This window comes from Chloroflexota bacterium, assembly GCA_020850535.1.
Lineage (GTDB): Bacteria > Chloroflexota > UBA6077 > UBA6077 > JACCZL01 > JADZEM01.
In genome coordinates this window covers 21,298-39,570 of record JADZEM010000136.1, presented here as the reverse complement: position 1 = coordinate 39,570, position 18,273 = coordinate 21,298, and the positions used below count along the sequence as shown (strand labels likewise).

Genomic DNA, 18,273 nt, shown 5'->3' with positions numbered 1-18,273 from the left:
CTGGTGGGCTACTCCAGGTGCAGGAAGGGGCGACGATGGCTCAACCTTGGCACGGCATCTACACGATTCTCCTGACGCCGTTTCACAACGACCGTTCGTTGGACGAGGCCAGCCTGCGCGACGAGGTCGATTTCGTCATCGCGGCGGGCGCCCACGGCATCGTCACGCCGGTCAACACTAGCGAGTTCTCGCTCCTGGACGACGATGAGCGGCGCCGGCTGACCGAGATCGTCATCGAGCAGGCGCGCGGGCGCGTACCGGTCGTGATCGGCACGGCTGCCGCGGCCGTCGGCACGGCCGTGCGCCTGACCCGGCATGCCCGCGAGCACGGCGCGACCGGGGTCATCGCCATGCCGCCGTACGTGATCCCGCTCGGTCCGGATGGCGTGTTGGACTACTACCGCCAGATCGCGGATGCCGCCGACGGGCTGCCAGTCGTTGTCCAGAACGTTGGCGGGCAGGTCGGTGCGCCGCTCCGCCCGGAGGCCATTGCAAAGATCGCCGAGGCGATCCCCCAGGTTCTGTACGTCAAGGAGGAGACGCTCCCGAGTACCCACCGCATCTCGGAAGTGCTCCGGCTCGGCGGAGACCACCTGAGCGGCGTCTTTGGGGGCTCGGGCGGGCGCTGCCTGGTGGATGAGCTCCAGCGCGGCGCCTGCGGCCTGATGTCCGGCTGCCACCTGGTGGACGCCCAGGTCAAGGTCTTCGAGCTCCTGGAGAAGGGCGACGAGGCGGGCGCCCGCGAGGCGTTCGTACGGCAGCTACCGGCCCAGACCATCTGGGGGCTGCTCGGTATCCGCGTCGCCAAGGAGATCCTGCGCCGACGCGGCGTCTTCCGGGCCACGGTCAGCCGCCGACCAGACACCGACCTCGACGAGTACGACCTCCGCGAGCTTGACCACGCGATGGCACTGGTCCAGCAAGACCTCGTGACGGGAGTCGTCGCATGAAGATCACCGGACTGCGCGCCATCATCCTGAGCCCGCGCGAGAACCACCACCAGGAAGTCGAAGAGTATGTCGTCTCGAAGACCCGCCAGAACGGCGTCGCCGTCATCGAGACTGACGAGGGCATCCTGGGCGTCGTCTCCTCGGAGGGCAGCCGCATTCGCCGCTTCGCGCAGTTGTGGGCCCAGGCACGGGAGCATATCGAGGGGCAGAACCCGTTCGACCGGGGCAAGATCACCCGCGTGCTGCGGCGCCGCTTCAACTGGCCCCAGGGCACCCTGGGTGTGCTCGACTACGGCCTCTGGGACATCGCGGGCAAGACGTTCAACAAGCCGATCTACAAGCTGCTCGGGGCCACCCGCGAGAAGATCCTGGCGTACGGCTCCACCATCCACCACAGCACCGACGAGCGGTTCATCGAGACCGCGCTCAGGTGCAAGGAGCAGGGGTTCAAGGCCGTCAAGCTCCACCCGTACTGCAATTTCGAGGATGACCTGCGTCTCGTGTACAAGGTTCGGAAGGCCGTAGGAGACGATTTCACGCTGATGATCGACACCCTGGTCTACCCCGCGCCGTACACGCGCGACGAGGCACTCCGGATGGGCCGCGCGCTGGACGAGCTCAGCTACTGGTGGTTCGAGGACCCGCTGCCGAAGACGGACCTGGAAGGTCTGGCCCAGCTCACCCGCGAGTGCAAGGTGGTTCAGATCCGCTCGGCCGACCGCGTGGAGCACATCTCCGAGTACGCGGCGATGATCAAGAACAACTGCATGGACATCATGGCCGGCCCTGCCTCGTTCGGGATCACGGACCTGATGAAGCTCGCTGCGCTGGCCGAAGCGAACAACATGAAGATGGAGCCGCACGATTTCGGCGGTGGCACCGCCAGCCTGCACGTCGGCCTGGCAATCAGCAACTGCGACTACTACGAGCAGGCCACGCCCGAGGGCTGCTTCGACAGCGAGATCTACCCCGGTGTCTACCTGGAGCCAATCCGCGTCGATCGCGAGGGGTACGTCCACGCCCCAACCGGCCCCGGCCTCGGCTTCGACATCGATTTGAAGGCGGCCGAGCGGGTGGCCTCTGACATCCTGTAGCGCGGACGAACGGCAGGCGCATCGGCGTGCCCCGGGCTCGTCTCGGCAAAGCCGCCGTCACCACCTACTCACCAGGCAACAGGAGAGACCACATGCGCATCTCCGACGTCCGCGCCACGATCCTCTCGGCGCCAATCCCGGCCGGATCGCGCGTCCGCTCGGGGGTCGGGCTCAAGTACGCGCGGACCAGCACATTTGTCGAGGTGCTGACCGACGAAGGCGTGACCGGGCTGGGTAGCTGCCTTGGCAACCCGCCATCGGCGATCAAGGCGGTCGTCGAAGATGTGTTCGCGCCGGCCCTGCATGGTCGCGACCCGTTCGAGATCGAGGCGATCTGGCGCGACCTCTACATCGGCCGCCTCGAACGGTCATCAGGGCCGCGCGGGATTGGCGTCGGCGCCCTCAGTGGCATCGACATCGCCCTCTGGGACATCAAGGGCAAGGCGCTCGGCGTGCCGATCTATGAGCTCCTCGGCGGTGCTGCCCACCCGAAGGTGCGCGCGTATGCGAGCTCTGTGTACTGGCAGGCACCCGAATCAGCCTACGAGGAGGCGAAGCGATACATCGCCCAGGGGTACACCGCCGTCAAGGTGAAGATCGGCGGCGACCTTGATCGTGACCTGGCGATGATGGTGGCGGTCCGCGAGGCGATCGGCCCGAAGGTGGACCTGTTCGTGGATGCCAACGTCAGCTACACCACCAAGCTTGCCCTCAAGGTGGTCCGGGAGCTTGAGCGCCTCAACGTCTTCTGGTTCGAGGAGCCAATCCCGTTCGACGACCTCGACGGCATGAAGCAGCTCTCCGACGCGACCTCGGTCCGGATCGCGGCCGGCGAGAACAACTACACTCGCTACGGCTTCCGTGACGTGATTGGCCGAAAGGCCGTGGACGTGATCCAGCCGGACACGGCCCGTTGCGGCGGCATCAGCGAGATCCGCAAGATCGGCGCAATGGCGACGGCCAACGACCTCCTGTTCGTGCCGCACTCGTTCGGGGACGCCGCGCTGGAGCTTGCGGCGCTCCATGTGATCGCGTCCACACCGGAAGCGTTCATCATCGAGCACGACATCACCCACAACCCACTCCGTAGCGAGCTTGGCGGTGCGCTCCTCGAAGCGCAGGACGGCTATCTGCCGCTCCCGAACAGGCCGGGACTGGGCGTCGAGCTCACGGATGAGATCCGCGAGAAGTTCGCCTACCGTGGCGGCACGGACATCTCGGTGGCAGTCAAGCCGGCCCTCGGGCTGGTCGGGGAAGACCTCGCCGACCGCGGCGCCACCTAAGCACCTGAACTAAGGTCTGGCACGGCTTTCTGGGACTCCGGCCTCCTGGTAAAGCTCCCGGGGAAAACGGGCCGAACTTCTGCGCGAGTGCTTAGCCGTTTCGAGGGCGGCCACGAGCCGCGCAGCACCCGCGCCAACCGGGTTGGACGGCCAGCTCGGCCAGACAGATCCATTGACCATCCCGTCCGACCGCATGAGGTGACGATGCAGGCCGTGGACCTTCGCAGTGCCAGAAACACCCTGGGAGATCTCGCATACGAGCACCTGCTCCGTGCAATCCTATCACACGAGCTTCGCCCAGGCATGCGTCTTCGGCCTGAGGATCTCGCGGCCCAGTTGGGACTGAGCCCCACGCCGGTCAAGCACGCCCTGGCGCGTCTGGCCGGCGAGGGGCTGGTGGATCATCGCGCCGGGCTCGGGCCGATCGTGGCCCAGCCCACCATCGAGGAGATCCTGGACCTGTACGAATGCCGGCTGATGTGCGAGCTCCACGCGGTCCGCGAGGGCTTCGCCCGGGTGGATGCCCCGTTCCTGGCGGAGCTTGAACGCCGGCTTGAGCGACACGAAGCGGCCTGCGACGCGCGTGATACCAGCTTCGAGTCGCAGCGACGGGTCTTGGAAGCGGACCGCGACTTCCACGGGTGGTACATGGAGCTCTGGCCCAACGGGCGGGCCAGGACGTGGTACGCCCAGTTGAACACCCACATCCGCTCATACCAGATCAGCAATCGGATGCGTGCACGAGCGGGAATGCTTGTGGAGCACCGGGCCATCTACGCCGCCTTCGCAGCACGAGACCTGGGGCGCACGCTCGATGCGGTGCGAACCCACCTTGGACTGGCGAAGCAATCGTTCCTCGATCGAGCCACGGCAACGGCGGATGACGACGCCAATCCGCCGCCGGATCGTGCCGATGCACAGCGCAACGGGGGCGTGAGTGAGTGATGGTCCAGCGTGTGGTCCGCTGCTGACCCGGAAGCGGCCGGATGCCGGCCAGGAAACTGGGCATCGCTGCCGTGGGCGGGCCCGGGAGGCGGGCGTCGCGCCACGGCCAGGGCCCAGGGAAGGGGAGGGGGCAATGACCAGCTCCAACACTCGGAGTTATCGAACGCGTCGTGAGTTCCTGATGCTCGGCGGGGCAACGGTCGCCGTCGTATTGAGCCAGGCCTGCTCGCAGCCATCGGCGCCGGCCGCCAAGCCCACCGCCGCACCGGCGGTCCAGGTTGCGCCAACGACCCCGCCGCAGGTCCCGAAGTCCGCGCTCCAGCAGGCGACCGCTGCTCCGGCGGGGCAAGCTGCCCCGGTGGCCACCCAGGCTGCCGCTGCCGCGCCGGCGAAGCCCACGGCCGCCCCGGCCCCTGCGAACGTAAGGCGTGGCGGCACTCTGACCGTCGCGAAGCCGTCGCCGATGCGGGAGTTCGACCCGTTCCAGGTCAGCCCGGGCCACTACACCTGGATGCGGGCGATCTGGAACTCGCCGGTCCATTACGACGCCGCGCTCACCCCACAACCCGAACTCGCCGAGTCCTGGCAGTTCAGCCCGGACAACCTGGAGATGACGCTGCGGCTGCGCAAGGGCGTGAAGTTCCACTCCGGCCGCGAGTTTGTCTCCGAGGACGTGAAGTTCACCGTCAATTTCGCGGCGAGCAACGACAAGGCATCGTTGCGCTCGGCCTATCAGACGATCAAAGAAGTGAAGACGCCGGACCCACACACGGCGATCCTCCGCTTTGACAAGATCAACCCCGGCGTCTTCGATATCCTCGACACGCTCTACATCATGGATAGGGACACCATCGACCAGATCGGGAAGACGGCCATCGGGACGGGGCCGTTCAAGCTCGACCGATACGTCCCGAACGACCGTGTCGAGATGAGCGCCTTCAAAGAGTACTGGGAGCCCGGCAAGCCGTACGTGGACAAGTTCGTCGTGCGGCAGATCCCGGACCTGAGCGCGATGGCGATTAATCTCGAATCCGGTGAGGTTGACGCAGTCTGGCAGGTCAACTTCCCGGACCTCGTGCGCCTGCGCGACAGCGGCAAGTTTGTGGCGGACCTCGGGGCGCCGGGCGCGTTCAAGTTCGCCTTCGAGCTCAACCTGAAGCGCGAGCCGCTGCAGAATAAGAAGGTGCGGCAGGCGCTGGCCTGGGCCGTGGACCGCAAGCGGTTCACCGAGACCGGCCTCTACAGCCTGGTGGAGCCGACCCCGCTGCTCTGGCCGGAGCATTCGTGGGCCTACTTCAAGGATCTCGAATCGAGGATCGGCTTCGATCTGGAGAGGTCGAAGGCGCTGCTGGCCGAGGCCGGCTTCGCCAACGGGTTCGACCTGGAGATCCTCGGCTCCTCGGCGATCGGCCCCGGCCACGGCGCACTGTTGCAGGTGATCCAGTCCGACCTGAAGAAGATCGGGATCAACGCCCGCATCAACGAGATGGACCCGGCCCAGGTCAGCGACCGGCTTGAGAAGGCCGACATGATGTCCACGGTCCACACGTTCGGGCGTGGCAACCGCGATCCTGGCTCCGTCTTCGCCGGCACCAAGTCGCTCTACTCCGCGAAGGAAGGCGGCTGGACCAACATCGAGAACGACGAGTACGACAAGCTCAGGGCCGACCTCCAGTCGACCCTGGACCGTGACGCACGCCAGAAGATCTGCCGGAGGATCCAGGAGATCATGCTGGACGAGTGCTTCAACAACCCGGTCGCGTACCAGCCGCGCTCCTGGGTGCTGGCCCCGTACGTCAAGGGGCTGACCTACAACATGGACAACACGCCGTACGTCTCGGACATGTGGCTGGACAAGTGAGCGGCGGCCGGGCGCCGGTACCGGCGGTGACCCAGAGGTGGCTCCCGTCTCTGCGCGGCGCCCGGCACCTCGCTGACATTCCCATCTGCATGGCTGCGAATTGAGAGGCCGGCGATGATCTCGTACACACTCCGACGACTCTGGCAGCTTGTCCCGGTGGTGGTGCTCGCATCGGCCACGGTGTTCGTCCTGATGCGGCTGGTGCCGGGCGACCCGGCCCAGATGGTGGCCGGCCCGGAGGCCTCCTCCCAGTCCATCGCGGAAGTCCGCGCGCGGTTAGGACTGGATCAGCCGCTGCCGGTGCAGTACCTCGCCTGGGTCAGCCACGTCGTGCGTGGCGACCTCGGCTTCTCCTATCTGAGCAAGATCCCGGTCGCCGAGCTCATCTGGGACGCTGCCCCCGCCACGGCGCAACTGGCGCTCGTCTCGCTGCTGCTGGCGCTGGTCGTAGCGCTGCCGCTGGGGCTGATCACCGCGCTGAAACAAGGATCTCGGATTCAGTTGCTGGTGACCGCATACACGGGCCTTGCGCTCGGCGTGCCCAACTTCTGGCTCGGCATCCTCCTGATCCTGCTGTTCACGCTCGCGCTCGGCTGGCTGCCACCGGGCGGGCGGGTGGACCCGTTCCAGAACCCAATGCTGGGCATGCGCTCCCTGATCCTGCCGGCGCTGACGCTGAGCTTCCACATGTCCGCCGTCTTCTCGCGGTTCATCGCGACGGCGATGCTCGACGTGCTCCACGAGGACTACGTGAGGACGGCCCGCGCGAAGGGGCTCGCGGAGAGGGTCGTGGTCATCGGCCACGCACTTCGGGCCGCGCTGATCCCCGTTGTCACGGTGGTGGGGCTCCAGTTCGGGCGCCTCCTCGGCGGGACGGTGGTGGTCGAGTCGATCTTCGCCTGGCCGGGTCTGGGACGCCTGATGATCGACGCGGTGGGCCAGCGTGACTATCCGCTGGTGCAAGCGGTGCTGCTGATCATGGTCATGGTGTTCGTGCTGATCAACCTGGTGATGGACCTGATGTACGGGTTGATCGACCCGCGCATCCGGCTGAGCCGAGGACGGGGATGATGGGAGTGTCCACGCAAGGGGCCGTCCTCACGGCGAATCGCGACGATGTCGCGCAATCGGTCCAGTCGCCGATGATTCGAGCGGGCCGGCGCATCCTGCGCAACCCGAGCGGCATGATTGGCATCTCGGTGCTCGGGGCGTTCTGCCTGGTGGCTCTCGTCGCACCGTACGTGGCGCCGTTCGACCCAGTGGAGCAGTTCCCCGGTGCCCAGTTGAAGCCGCCGGGCGTCCCGTACCTGCTCGGCACGGATGACCTCGGGCGTGACGTGCTCAGCCGGCTGCTCTACGGCTCGCGGATCTCGCTGACTGTCGGAATTATCAGCGTCGCGATCGGACTCTCCGTCGGGGCTACGACCGGACTGCTCGGTGGGTATCTCGGCGGCTGGGTAGATGGGGTCATCAATCGGGTGTGGGACTGCCTGCTGGCGTTTCCCGCGATCTTGCTCGGCATCGCCATCGTGCTGGTCATCGGACCGGGTGCAGTCAACGCCTCGATCGCCGTCGGGGTGTTCAACATCCCGATCTTTGCGCGGTTGGCTCGGGCCTGCGCGCTGACAGAGAAGGAACGCGACTACGTGCTGGCCGAGCGCGCGCTGGGTGCCAGCATACCGCGCATCATCTTCAGTCACATCCTGCCGAACGTGATGTCCCCATTGCTCGTGCAGGTCATGGTAGCGATGGCGTTCGGCATCCTGCTGGAGTCCACGCTCTCGTTCCTGGGATTGGGGACGCAGGCACCCGATCCGTCGTGGGGCTCGATGCTGAGCAGCAGTCGCCAGTTCCTCCGTACGGCCTGGTGGTACGGTGTGTTTCCCGGTGTGGCGTTGACGCTACTCCTGATCGGCTTGAACTTCCTCTCCGAGGCCGTTCGCGACGCGCTGGATCCACGCCAGATCAATCTCGGGCGCTAGCCTCGACTTCCACCCTTATGCCGCTACTTGGGGAGCGCGCTCCCCAAGTAGCGGCGAATTCTGAGAGACCGGGGTGGGCAAAGGCCGGTCCGAAAAGTGGGCACGCCATGAGTCCCGGTGGACGGCAATGAGCATGTCGAGGAAGGATGGGGTGGCCTTAGAACGATACCAGGGGCGGGTCGGGCCAGTCGGAGGAGCGCCCCTGCTGGACGCGAGCGGCGTACCAGAGGCGGTGCAGCCGAAGACGAGTGAGGTGACCGGCCGCCCGTAGAGGATGACACGGGCAGCGGATCCCAGCGTTGGCGGGTCGCCGCCATCGCTGTGGGCATGGGCAGGCGATGGCCCTTACGCCGTGGCCGGCCGCGCTGCCCCGGTCGGCGGCGGCCCGGTCGGGCCCACAGCGCCGCGTCTGGACGCAGGTGGCTCAGGCTGTTGACGTTGGCGGGGCGGCCTTCCAGGAGGGGGCGGGCCGCATAGGCGCTATCGACGACGGCGTAGACGGTTCGACCGTCGGCCCAGCCGGCCACCAAGGCGACCAACGCGCGTGCTCGGCGTGCGCCTCCTCGGCCGCGCGTTGTCGCGTCCCACGTTGTGGCCGGCCCGGGGCATCCTTGGCGCCGCCCCGCCTGGACCACCTCCATAGATCGGCCCCCGAGTGTTCGCCACAACTGGTTCATCTCGTGGTGGGCGGGCTCCTCGGTGGGATGGTCCTCCACGGCGAGTGGTGCATCGCCTACGACGAGCGCTCGCACAAGATCCGGCACAGTGGCAGCCGCCATGACGGCGATTTCGCCGCCCAACGAGTGTCCGTAGATAACCGCCGGCGCTCGAACCACCTCCCTGATGAACGTGCAAATGTCAGTAGAGAAGTCGTGCAGAGTGTAGCAGTCAGGAATACGCCCAGATCGGCCGTGCCCGCGCAAGTCGGGCGCGTACACATGCCACCGTTTGGCCAGGAGTTGGAGCGATGCGTCACGACCCTGCCATCGTCCGGAGCCGCCATGCAGCAGCACGAAGGGCGGCCCGCTACTGGGGCCAACCGCGTAGTTGATGGTGACCGTCGGGGTGTCATACTAGCGCTCGCTGAGGAGCGTCAGACACCAATCCAGCAGACATGCTCCGCCCCATGTGCACATCTGCACATCATCGGCAACTGGTGATACCGGGAGGCGGTCCTTCGATGATCTGCACGAGGACCTCTGCGATCACGTGCGGATGCATGATGTTGGGAACGTGTCCCGAGGGAATCTGTCGATACTGCCGTCCCGAGCGGAGTTTGGAGACGAAGCCTATACTGAGCACTGGTCCGAAGGGCGCAGGATGACAGTTGAAGTGGCTGTCGCATACGCACTTGAGCGCCAGCCTCCTGCATGAAACACCGCGGAGTACCGACGTTGCCTCCAGCCACACAGAACCGCAGAGGCGCTTGCTACTGCCTTGCCAGCGTGACTTTTCGGGTGAAGGGAGTGATCTCCGTTCGGTCAGTTTTGCGGAAGCGGCAGCGCATGTCAACGAGGGATACGGTAGGGCCATGAGGGTGTGACTCACTTCTGTAGTCCAGGTCAGGCGGCGAGGGGCCTGCGCGAGCGGTGACGAGCGCGAAGGGCGAGGATGGCGTCGCCGCCGACCTTGGACCAGCGCATACCTGAGCGCTTCATGCGTCGCTGGACGACGTGATTGGCGGCGGACTCGATGGCTCCGGAGCCGATCGGGAGGCCGTCAAGGCGGAGTGCTGGGTAGGCCATGCGGTCGACGCGGCTGGCGAAAGAGGCACGTTCGACACGACGGACCTCGGCCGCCTGGGGGGTGGCGGGCTTGAGCCGGTCGAAGGCGTCGAGCACGGGCAGCGGTCCCTGGGTCAGCAGTTCGCCCTTCCTGGCGTCGAGCCAGACGGTCGCGGCGGCCGGGTCGGGGCAGCAGGCGGTGGCCACGGCGGCAAGATGCTCGGCCGCATGGTAGAAATCGGAGACCTCGATCCGTTGATCGACGTACTCGTCGGCGAGGTTCCAGATCCAGGCAGCACCATCGGCCAGGATGAGGGCCGGGCGGAGGACCGCGAGGCTGCGGCGAGTGACGCTGCCCTCCCAGCGCTCGACCTCCAGCGCGCCACGTCGGGCGGCCTCCGTCGCGAGACGGGGGCCGAACTCGGCAGCCGTCTCGCGGGCCGCGACGTCGCTCGGCGCAACCAGCCGGTCACCATCCCAGCCGGCGACCATGCCGACTTTGACCTCATGCCAGCCATCCGTGAACTGGATCATGGCCCCATCGGCCTCCAGCACCAGCAGGCCGGGCGCCGGATCGAGTCGCCCGGCCGCCTCGCGCGTCCGCTGGGTCTGCCGGGTCGCCGCCGCCTCGGCCGTCCGGATCGCGGTCCCGACACGGATGCACTCCCGCCGGATCGTCTCCGAACCGACCACCAGCCCCGTCAGCTCGGCCAGCAGCTCGGCCGACTCCCGGTAGTCGGTCGTCGCCCCCAGCCGCACCAGCCACTCGACCAGACCGTTGCTCGATCGGCGCCGACTCGCGACCCCCAGCGTCGTCTCCACCACGCTCCACCCATGATGGCAGCGCTCACACGTGTACCACGGCCGCTCGATCACGATCGCCCCACACTGGGTCAGCACCTGTCGGGGGCGCTCCTGATGCGGCTTCACCCGCCGCCCACAGCTTGGACAGGCGGCGCTGGCCTCTCGCACGCGCGGCGCCAGCCCGCTCGTCGCCACCTCCACCACCGCTTCCAACACCTGCGGCAGCACCTGCTGCACACGCTCCAGCACCGCCGCTTCGTGCTGCTCCAGCCGACCATCGCGGCCTTCCTCACACCACCCAGCCAGACTCTCCGCCAACGTCGTCACGGCTGCTACGATTTGCTCGGGGATCGCTCGCGTCATCCTCGGGCCGTCCTCTCGGCCGCCGATGTTACGACCATCGGCGGCCTTTCCTCTGCTCCCGACACGGTACCCCTTCCACCAGATTTACAGAAGTGAGTCACACCCGGGCCATGACGGCGACTTTACAGGCCGTCACCGTCCGGGCTACCATGGCCCGCATACTACTTTGCATGCAAAATCGTGCGCGAGATAGGGTATGCAGATGCGAGCGTGTTGCTCCTGGCTGACGTTGCCCGTCGCGACGCTCGGGGTCCGGTCGTGGGCCGGGAGCCCGCCGTGACCTCGATCCATCCAGCCACCGCGTCGCTCGTCGAGTACGCCATCGGCAACACGCCCGCCACCCTGCCGCCAGAGCTCACGCGGGCTGGTCTGAACATCCTGTTGGACACCCTCGCCGCCACCATCGGGGCGCGGGCGCCCTGGCTGACGATCTCCGCGCCGCTCCTGCGCTACGCCGCGATCGAAGGCGGCGATCCCCGCGCCTCGATCTTCGGCTCTCCCCGAAAGACCGGGCCGGCCCTCGCAGCGCTGGTGAACGGCACGCTCGCCTATGCGCTCGACATCGAGAGCATCCACGGACCGAGCATCACCCATGCCGCCGCCGTGGTCGTCCCGGCCGCGCTGGTCGTGGCCGAGGCGAATGGTTGTAGCGGTGCTGACCTCCTGCGCGCCATCATCATCGGGCTGGACGCAGGGGGATTGCATAACCTTTTGTCAAGTATGGGCGGTGGCGTCGATACTGGGTCCTGCTCCGCAGGGAAGGGAGCGGGAGGGTACCGATGGCCGACCTGCCCCGGACGAGCATCAGTGAGCACTTCGGCGGGCTCACGGACCCGCGCCGTGAGCATCTGAAGGAGCACCGGCTGCTCGACATCGTGACGATCACGTTGTGCGCGGTGATCTGCGGCGCGGACGATGGGGTGCATGTGGCGACGTTCGGCCGGGCGAAGGAAGCGTGGCTGCGGACGTTCCTGGCACTGCCGGGCGGGATTCCGTCGCACGACACGTTCGGCCGCGTGTTCGCGCGGCTGGACCCGGACGAGTTCCGGCGGTGCTTCCTGGACTGGGTCGCCGCAGTCGTCGGCGTGCCGGGTAAGCAAGTGGTTGCCATCGACGGCAAGACGCTGCGGCGGTCCCACGACCGGCACCGCGGGACGAGCGCGTTGCATCTGGTCAGTGCCTGGGCGACGGCCAACGAGCCGGTGCTGGCCCAGGTGGCCGTGGACGCGAAGTCGAACGAGATCACGGCGATCCCGGCCCTGCTGCGGCTCCTCGACCTCAAGGACGCCACCGTCACCATCGATGCGATGGGCTGCCAGACCGCGATCGCCGCCCAGATCATCGAGCAGGGCGCCGACTACGTCCTGGCCCTCAAGGACAACCAGCCGACGCTGCACGAGCGGGTGCGCGCGGCATTCGCCGACGCCGACGCCGCGACGGGGACGCCGATGTGGTCCCCCACGACGTGACCGAGGCCCGGCACGACCGGCTCGAGCGACGGCGCTGCCGGGTCATCGGCGACCCGGCCTACCTCGCCTACATCGATCCGGACCGCCGCTGGGCCAACCTCGCCAGCGTCGTCTGCATCACCTCCACCCGATGCGCCGGCGGGACCACCACGACCGAGGAGCGCCACTACCTCTCCAGCCTCCCGCCTGCTGCGGCCCGCCTCGCCGCGACCATCCGCAGCCATTGGGGGATCGAGAGTGCGCCAAGAAGCGCAGAAGGAGGACATTCCACGAAGGAATCCTGCCAGGAGTGGGCAGTGTGGCTAGAGGGAGAGGCGTGGGGAGCCGAGGCAGCCCCGGGTCTGAAGCTCCCTCCACAACGTGGCGGCGGGAGCCCCTCTGCTCTCGGGCGCTGCTAGCCAGAGCGTGGTCATGGTCACGCAAGGAAGTGCCGTTTGAAGCGTCGTACCCAGGACCATCCGCGAACGAGAGGGCGAGGATGGAGGAACCGGAACGCGTGTCTTTTCGAGGCACGTGGAGAGCCTCTCCCCGAGGCAGGAGCGCAGCACTCCGAACACCCTGCGATCCCCGGTCCAAGCACGGCAGCGAGCCGCGCCAGGCGTATAGGCACGACCTACCACCACGTGAAGACGCTCCTTCTGCGAACTTGGGAACCAGCGGCGGCTCTCCCCCTGGGGAGCGGGTCAGCCTGCGACTAGCCCCGCCGCTGGGGCGGAGCCCCCGTAGTAGTCGGCGCTGGGGAAAGCCCAGCACAGGGCGAAGGGGCGCAGTTGGGTGACGGTGCGGGTCAGCGGCGAACGAAGCCGGAGGACGGATGTATGAGCCGGACGGTGATGGCCCAAAAGCAGCAGACCCTGGCGATCACGCGACGCACCCATCCACAGGTTTACCAACCTGTACAGTCTGCTGCACCGGGACTCGTGGATGCGTTGCGCGTCCGAGGCGGTTCCGACCCGGCCGGGAAGCTCGACGGCGGGAGTCGATGGCCAGACCCGTCAGGCCTTCCGGGACCACTTCGAGGAGCACAGTGCCTCCCTCGTCGCGGACCTGAAGCGTCGGACGTATCAGCCAGCGCCCGTCCGGCGGGTGTACATCCCGAAGCCGAACGGCAAACGGCGGCCGCTGGGCATCGCGACGCTCCGCGACCGCATCGTGCAAGAGGCCCTGCGGGCGATCCTGGACCCGATCTTCGAATCGGACTTCCGGCCGCACTCGTACGGGTTTCGCAAGGGTCGCTGTACCATGGGCGCCATCGCGGTCATGATGCCCTTGTTCAACACGAGTCGTAAGCACTACTACGTCATTGAGGGCGACATCAAAGGCTACTTGGAGCCATCGTCACACTGCCCCCATGCTGCCGGCGAGCGGGGCGAACAGATCAGCCATGGCCTGCATCTCCTGGGGCACCTCGATCCGGAGGCCCGGTTGGCGCCCTCGATGGACGTGGACGGCGCGCAACTGGCCGCGCTTGACACGCTGCAAGACGGTCTGGCGGGAGACGCCCAACGCCTTCATGGCCGCGCGCATCGGCAGCCAGCCGGGCGGGGCATCCTCGATGAAGCGGGCGCGGAGCTCGTCGGTCAGGCGGATCTGCCAGGGCGCGCCCGGCGTGAGCTGCTCGCCAGCCAGGAAGCCATCCTGTAGCCAGCGGTGGAGGGTGGAGGGCGCCACCTCTAACTGACGGGCGGCCTCGGTGATCGTCACCAGCTCGCCCGCTGGTGGTGTGGCCGGCGGCTGGTAACGCGGGATGCCCCAGTGGGTGCGCAGGCTGCTGACGATCGAGGCGGTGAAGCGCTCGCCACGGGCGCTGCGCCGACCCTGCCGGTTGAGGATGCCGGCGATCACGGCATCCGGGTAGTGGGCGGCGAGCCGACGGAGCAGCGCCAGGGTCTCCTCGTCGGTGCGGAGCGGCTGGTAGGCAGAGCGTGGCAGAGGAACCGCCAGCTCCGTCAGCGCGCCGCCGCGCCAGCGCAGCGTCAACCGCGCCTGCTCCGCTGGACGATCGACCTGCACGATCACCTCGTCGAGCAGGGTGCGCAGCAGCTCCTTGCGGTCGCGGTCATTGGTGGAGGGTGCGGTCCAGACGCGCTCCAGATCGTTCCCCAGGCGCTCGATGAGCACGCGCTCCTCGGAGCTTACCCCGCGCGGTCGGCGCTGTTCGTCCGCGGCGAGCTCCGCCTCGGCTGCCGCCAGCGCTTGCAGGCGTTGCTCCCACTCCCGTTCGAGCCCGCGAGCGACCAATCGGTGCTCAGGATCGACGGCGCGGTAGCGTCGTTCGGCACGGACTGCCTCGTACCGTGCCCGCTCGATGGCCTGGCGTCGTTGGGTCAGCGCCGCGTCATGGTCGGCCTCCAGGCGCTCGGCCGCTGCCAGGGCGGCCTGGAGCCCGGCCGGCGTGCAGGTGGCGAGGAACGTCGTGGCGACGGCAGCGTCGATCTGCTGGCCGCCAACACGCAGGCAGGCGGTGCCTCGCCCGTTGACCAGCGCACCCGCCGCGCAGTAGTAGGCGGGCGTCGCGTTCCGCCCGTGGTAGGAGACGCGCAAGCGACGACCGCACCGTCCACAGACGGCCAGCCCCTGGAGCAGGGCGGCGCCTTCGCGGACGGCGCCGCCCTGCTCCAGGGGCTGGCCGTGGTCGCGTGTTGGCGCCGATCCGCTCCTGGTTGGCCAGGTAGGTCTCCCAGGTGATGAAGCCGGGATGGTGGTGTGGGATCAGGACCGCCCACTCGGCGCGCGGCAACCGGCGGGTCCGCTGGCGGACTCGGCCGGTCTCGTCGACGTACCGTTCCTGGCGCGTCTTGCCGTAGGCGTAGGCGCCGGCGTAGCCGGGGTTGGTGAGGACGTGGTGGACCGCGAGGTAGCTGGGCGGCAGCCACTGGATCGGCTCGGTCGCGAGCCGCTGGAACGGGAACTGCAGGCCCTCCGAGCGGAGCCAGAGCCAGACCCGCCGAACCGAGCCCAGCTCGGCGAAGCGCTCGAAGACGGTCCGAATGGCGTGGGTGATCGCCTCGTCCGGATGGAAACGGATCTCGCCGTCCTCGTCGCCCCAAAGCAGCCCGACCGGCAAGCCACGGCGCAGCTCGCCGCGCGCGGCCTTGTGGCGGATGCCGCCGTCCAGACGAGCGCGCAGGACGTGGAGTTCGGCCTCGCTCATGGTGCCCTTCAATCCCAGCACCAGCCGATCGTTGAACACGCTCGGGTCATAGACGCCATCCTCGTCGGCCAGCAACGTACCGGTCAGACCGCACAGGTCGAGCAGCCGGTACCAATCAGCATTGTTGCGTGCCAGGCGCGAGACCTCAAGCCCCAGGACGATGCCGACGTGACCGAGGGCGACCTCGGCGGTCAGGTGGGCGAAGCCCAGGCGCTCGGCGGTGCCGTTGGCGGAGCGTCCGAGATCCTCGTCGATCACCTGCACTTGAGGCGGGGGCCAGCCAAGCGCCTGGGCCCGGGCCACGAGCTGGTACTGGCGGGTCGTGGACTCTGGATTGCGCTCGAGCTGGGTCGGGCTCGATTGGCGGACGTAGACCACGGCCGTGCGCTGGCGCTGGGCCGCGCTGATCCTGGCGTGCTCCATCAGGGACGACCTCCCAGGTCGGCGACGAGGTCGGCGACGAGGTCGGCGACGGCGACCGGCTCATCGCATGAGGGACAGAGCCCGCCGGGCCCGACCCGCTGGCAGAACACGCCGCACTCGGGACAGCGCTGGGTCCCGAGGTAGCGCGTCTCACACGTGGGGCACTGATAGATCGTCCCCTCGCGGCGTGATCGCTGGGGCGGCAGCACCACCGCTGGGACATGCGCCTGCTGGCGGCGGCGATACGCGGCCTGGCGGCACGCGGCCGAACAGACGCGCTGGCGTCCGACTGGCACGAAGGGGCGGGTACAGACCGGGCACGTGGTCGTCACGCCATCGTCACGCGACGGGCTCGTCGTCGGTCGCGGCATCGGGGCACTCCTCCTCATGAACGGCATGCACGGTGGCCTGGGCCATCAGCCGGGCCAGGGCTGCGACGGCGGCGAGCTGGTCCTCGGCTGGGAACACGTCCCAGAGCGACGCTGGGGACGTCGGGATCTCCCCGAGGTCCAGCGGCAACTGCCGGCTGCGCATCGGCATCCTCCTGGGCAGCGATGCGCCCATCATCCGCTTGCGGCGGGAGGCAGCGAAGCAGCCCGGCGACGATACGGCCGGCCTGCAGGAGATCGGCGAGCGTGCCGAGCGTCGCCGGGGCTGGCGCCTCCGTGGACGGACCAGGTGCCAGGTCAGTCCAGCCGGACGGGATCAGCGAGCGGGAGCCATCCGGGAGCAGGAGGAGGAGATCGAGCGTCCCCTGCCGCCGCGTCCAGCCGAGTACTGAGAGGGCCTGACCTTCAAGCGGGTGGTGCGGTCGGACGACGGTGACGGTGGCCGGGAAACCCTCGAGGTGGGTAGTGTGACGCCGGGTCGTTCGATACGGTTCAGCATCGGAAGCTTGTGAGTCTCCTGAAGCGACGGATCGCGGACAAGGACCTCATCGCGCTCATCTGGCGGTTTCTCAAAGCCGGGGTGATGGAGAACGGGCTCTTCGCCCGCTCTGAGGCCGGTGTCCCCCAGGGCGCTGGCGTCTCACCGCTCCTCGCCAACGTCTACCTCCACGAGTTTGACGTCTGGGCCGAGCGGCAGCGGGACCTCACACCATACGAACGGGAACGGAGACGCGCAGCGGGCGGCGGCAATTACAGACTGATTCGGTACGCCGATGATTTCTGCGTCGTGAGCAACGACGGGATTGCCGGTGTTCGGGCTGCCAAGGCGGCGATCACGCGCTTCCTGGCCGACGAGCTGTACCTGGAGCTTTCGGACGAAAAGACGACCATCACGCACGTCAACGACGGCTTCGACTTCCTGGGCTTCCACATCCAGCGAGGCCGACCGGAAGGACGCTGGGTGGTCCATCTTCGACCGACGGCAGCGGGAACAGTGCGAGTCAAAGCGAAGATCAAAACCCTGACGACCAGAGCGTGGGCCTGGATGAAAGAGTACACGCGGTTGACGACGTTGAACGCGCTGGTCCGTGGGTGGGCCGAGTACTATCGGCACACCAGCCTCCAGCACGACATCAAGGCCGTCACCGACTACACCTGGCATCGCTATCTTCGGTGGCTTCGCAAGAAGCACCCGACGAGCGGCCCCCGGACTCTCATCCAGCGCAAGACCCGCCGCATCCATGGGCAACGACGCTGGACCGCCCAGATCCGTCAGAGCGGCACGACGCTCGAGACGTATCAATGGCTTGGCACCTCGCAGGAGCTACGACGCGGACGGTACCGGCAGAAAGGCCGGTTGGGCTTCGCTCATCCGTACCTAGACACGGGTACCGCCCCAGTGCCGGACTACCCCCTGGGGGAAACCGGTCCTGACGAGCGGCTCTTCACGCTGACCATGGGCCTCCCGAGCGCGAGCGCGACACGTCGGGAGCCACAGAACATGGCCACGCGTGAACTCAGGGTGAAGATCCGGGATCGGTTCCGCTGCGTGCGGTGTGGCGCCCGGGGTTCGCTCCAGGTTCACCATCGCCACGGCACCGTCTCTCACCACATCGATGACCTGGAATCGCTCTGCGTCGCCTGCCACCAGGCTGAGCACTACGGTCGCCACGATGCGAACCCAAGGGAGAGCCGGGTGCGGTTAACGTCGCACGCCCGGTTTGGAGAGGAGGATGGGGAAGACCGCGGCGGCTAACCGCTGTATGGCGTTCCCGTCCTCACTCTACACCGCCTGCACTGGGTCTTGGATGTCGCCTTCCGCGAGGATGCCA

12 protein-coding genes and 2 pseudogenes are annotated in these 18,273 nt (G+C 67.6%); 10 read left to right on the top strand and 4 right to left on the bottom strand.

Going from position 1 to position 18,273, the window contains the following annotated elements; translation table 11 throughout:
* The first annotated feature begins 35 nt into the window (after positions 1-35).
* The 7 genes from IT306_20540 to IT306_20510 all read left to right on the top strand — a co-directional run bounded on the left by IT306_20540 (position 36) and on the right by IT306_20510 (position 8,115).
* The gene (locus tag IT306_20540) at positions 36-950 is read left to right on the top strand and encodes a dihydrodipicolinate synthase family protein (protein ID MCC7370819.1); all 915 of its coding nucleotides are present in this window, start codon (positions 36-38) and stop codon (positions 948-950) included.
* Positions 947-2,044, top strand: coding sequence for a hypothetical protein (locus IT306_20535; protein ID MCC7370818.1), 1,098 nt, complete (start codon positions 947-949; stop codon positions 2,042-2,044). Before IT306_20540 ends, IT306_20535 begins: the two co-directional genes overlap by 4 nt.
* Positions 2,045-2,136: 92 nt before the next feature.
* Positions 2,137-3,327: a mandelate racemase/muconate lactonizing enzyme family protein gene (locus IT306_20530; protein ID MCC7370817.1), complete on the top strand. Its 1,191-nt coding sequence runs from the start codon at positions 2,137-2,139 to the stop codon at positions 3,325-3,327.
* A gap of 303 nt (positions 3,328-3,630) precedes the next feature.
* Positions 3,631-4,272, top strand: coding sequence for a GntR family transcriptional regulator (locus tag IT306_20525; protein ID MCC7370816.1), 642 nt, complete (start codon positions 3,631-3,633; stop codon positions 4,270-4,272).
* A gap of 133 nt (positions 4,273-4,405) precedes the next feature.
* A complete protein-coding gene (locus IT306_20520) occupies positions 4,406-6,133 on the top strand; it encodes an ABC transporter substrate-binding protein (GenBank protein ID MCC7370815.1) in 1,728 nt (575 codons plus the stop codon).
* A gap of 114 nt (positions 6,134-6,247) precedes the next feature.
* On the top strand, positions 6,248-7,204 hold the full coding sequence (locus tag IT306_20515; GenBank protein ID MCC7370814.1) for an ABC transporter permease: 957 nt from the start codon (positions 6,248-6,250) through the stop codon (positions 7,202-7,204).
* A 5-nt stretch (positions 7,205-7,209) separates the two neighbouring features.
* A complete protein-coding gene (locus tag IT306_20510) occupies positions 7,210-8,115 on the top strand; it encodes an ABC transporter permease (protein ID MCC7370813.1) in 906 nt (301 codons plus the stop codon).
* Positions 8,116-8,138: 23 nt separating this feature from the next.
* Here IT306_20510 and IT306_20505 read toward each other — a convergent pair whose 3' ends face one another.
* Positions 8,139-9,128, bottom strand: coding sequence for an alpha/beta hydrolase (locus tag IT306_20505; protein ID MCC7370812.1), 990 nt, complete (start codon positions 9,126-9,128; stop codon positions 8,139-8,141).
* Between the two features lie 549 nt (positions 9,129-9,677).
* A complete protein-coding gene (locus tag IT306_20500; protein ID MCC7370811.1) occupies positions 9,678-11,006 on the bottom strand; it encodes an ISKra4 family transposase in 1,329 nt (442 codons plus the stop codon).
* 276 nt (positions 11,007-11,282) lie between these two features.
* Here IT306_20500 and IT306_20495 point away from each other — a divergent pair, with 276 nt between their 5' ends.
* Entirely contained in the window at positions 11,283-11,858 is a 576-nt protein-coding gene (locus IT306_20495) for an MmgE/PrpD family protein (protein ID MCC7370810.1), read from the top strand.
* Positions 11,786-12,475, top strand: a complete 690-nt coding sequence (locus IT306_20490; GenBank protein ID MCC7370809.1) for an ISAs1 family transposase — start codon at positions 11,786-11,788, stop codon at positions 12,473-12,475. The genes IT306_20495 and IT306_20490 overlap by 73 nt, the downstream gene beginning before the upstream one ends.
* A 1,338-nt stretch (positions 12,476-13,813) precedes the next feature.
* Here IT306_20490 and IT306_20485 read toward each other — a convergent pair.
* Together IT306_20485 and IT306_20480 are read right to left on the bottom strand one after the other, a co-directional pair.
* Positions 13,814-16,052 (bottom strand): annotated as a pseudogene (locus IT306_20485) (recombinase family protein).
* A gap of 385 nt (positions 16,053-16,437) precedes the next feature.
* Positions 16,438-16,872 (bottom strand): annotated as a pseudogene (locus tag IT306_20480) (hypothetical protein).
* A gap of 77 nt (positions 16,873-16,949) precedes the next feature.
* Here IT306_20480 and IT306_20475 point away from each other — a divergent pair.
* Positions 16,950-18,197, top strand: coding sequence for a hypothetical protein (locus IT306_20475; GenBank protein MCC7370808.1), 1,248 nt, complete (start codon positions 16,950-16,952; stop codon positions 18,195-18,197).
* Positions 18,198-18,273 lie beyond the last annotated feature (76 nt).

Excerpts from the sequence above, each read along its gene's own strand:
- IT306_20540 (MCC7370819.1), top strand. The coding sequence starts at position 36 with ATGGCTCAACCTTGGCACGGCATCTACACGATTCTCCTGACGCCGTTT.
- IT306_20520 (MCC7370815.1), top strand. The coding sequence starts at position 4,406 with ATGACCAGCTCCAACACTCGGAGTTATCGAACGCGTCGTGAGTTCCTG.
- IT306_20500 (MCC7370811.1), bottom strand. The coding sequence starts at position 11,006 with ATGACGCGAGCGATCCCCGAGCAAATCGTAGCAGCCGTGACGACGTTG.
- IT306_20525 (MCC7370816.1), top strand. The coding sequence starts at position 3,631 with ATGCGTCTTCGGCCTGAGGATCTCGCGGCCCAGTTGGGACTGAGCCCC.
- IT306_20490 (MCC7370809.1), top strand. The coding sequence starts at position 11,786 with ATGGCCGACCTGCCCCGGACGAGCATCAGTGAGCACTTCGGCGGGCTC.
- IT306_20530 (MCC7370817.1), top strand. The coding sequence starts at position 2,137 with ATGCGCATCTCCGACGTCCGCGCCACGATCCTCTCGGCGCCAATCCCG.
- IT306_20535 (MCC7370818.1), top strand. The coding sequence starts at position 947 with ATGAAGATCACCGGACTGCGCGCCATCATCCTGAGCCCGCGCGAGAAC.
- IT306_20515 (MCC7370814.1), top strand. The coding sequence starts at position 6,248 with ATGATCTCGTACACACTCCGACGACTCTGGCAGCTTGTCCCGGTGGTG.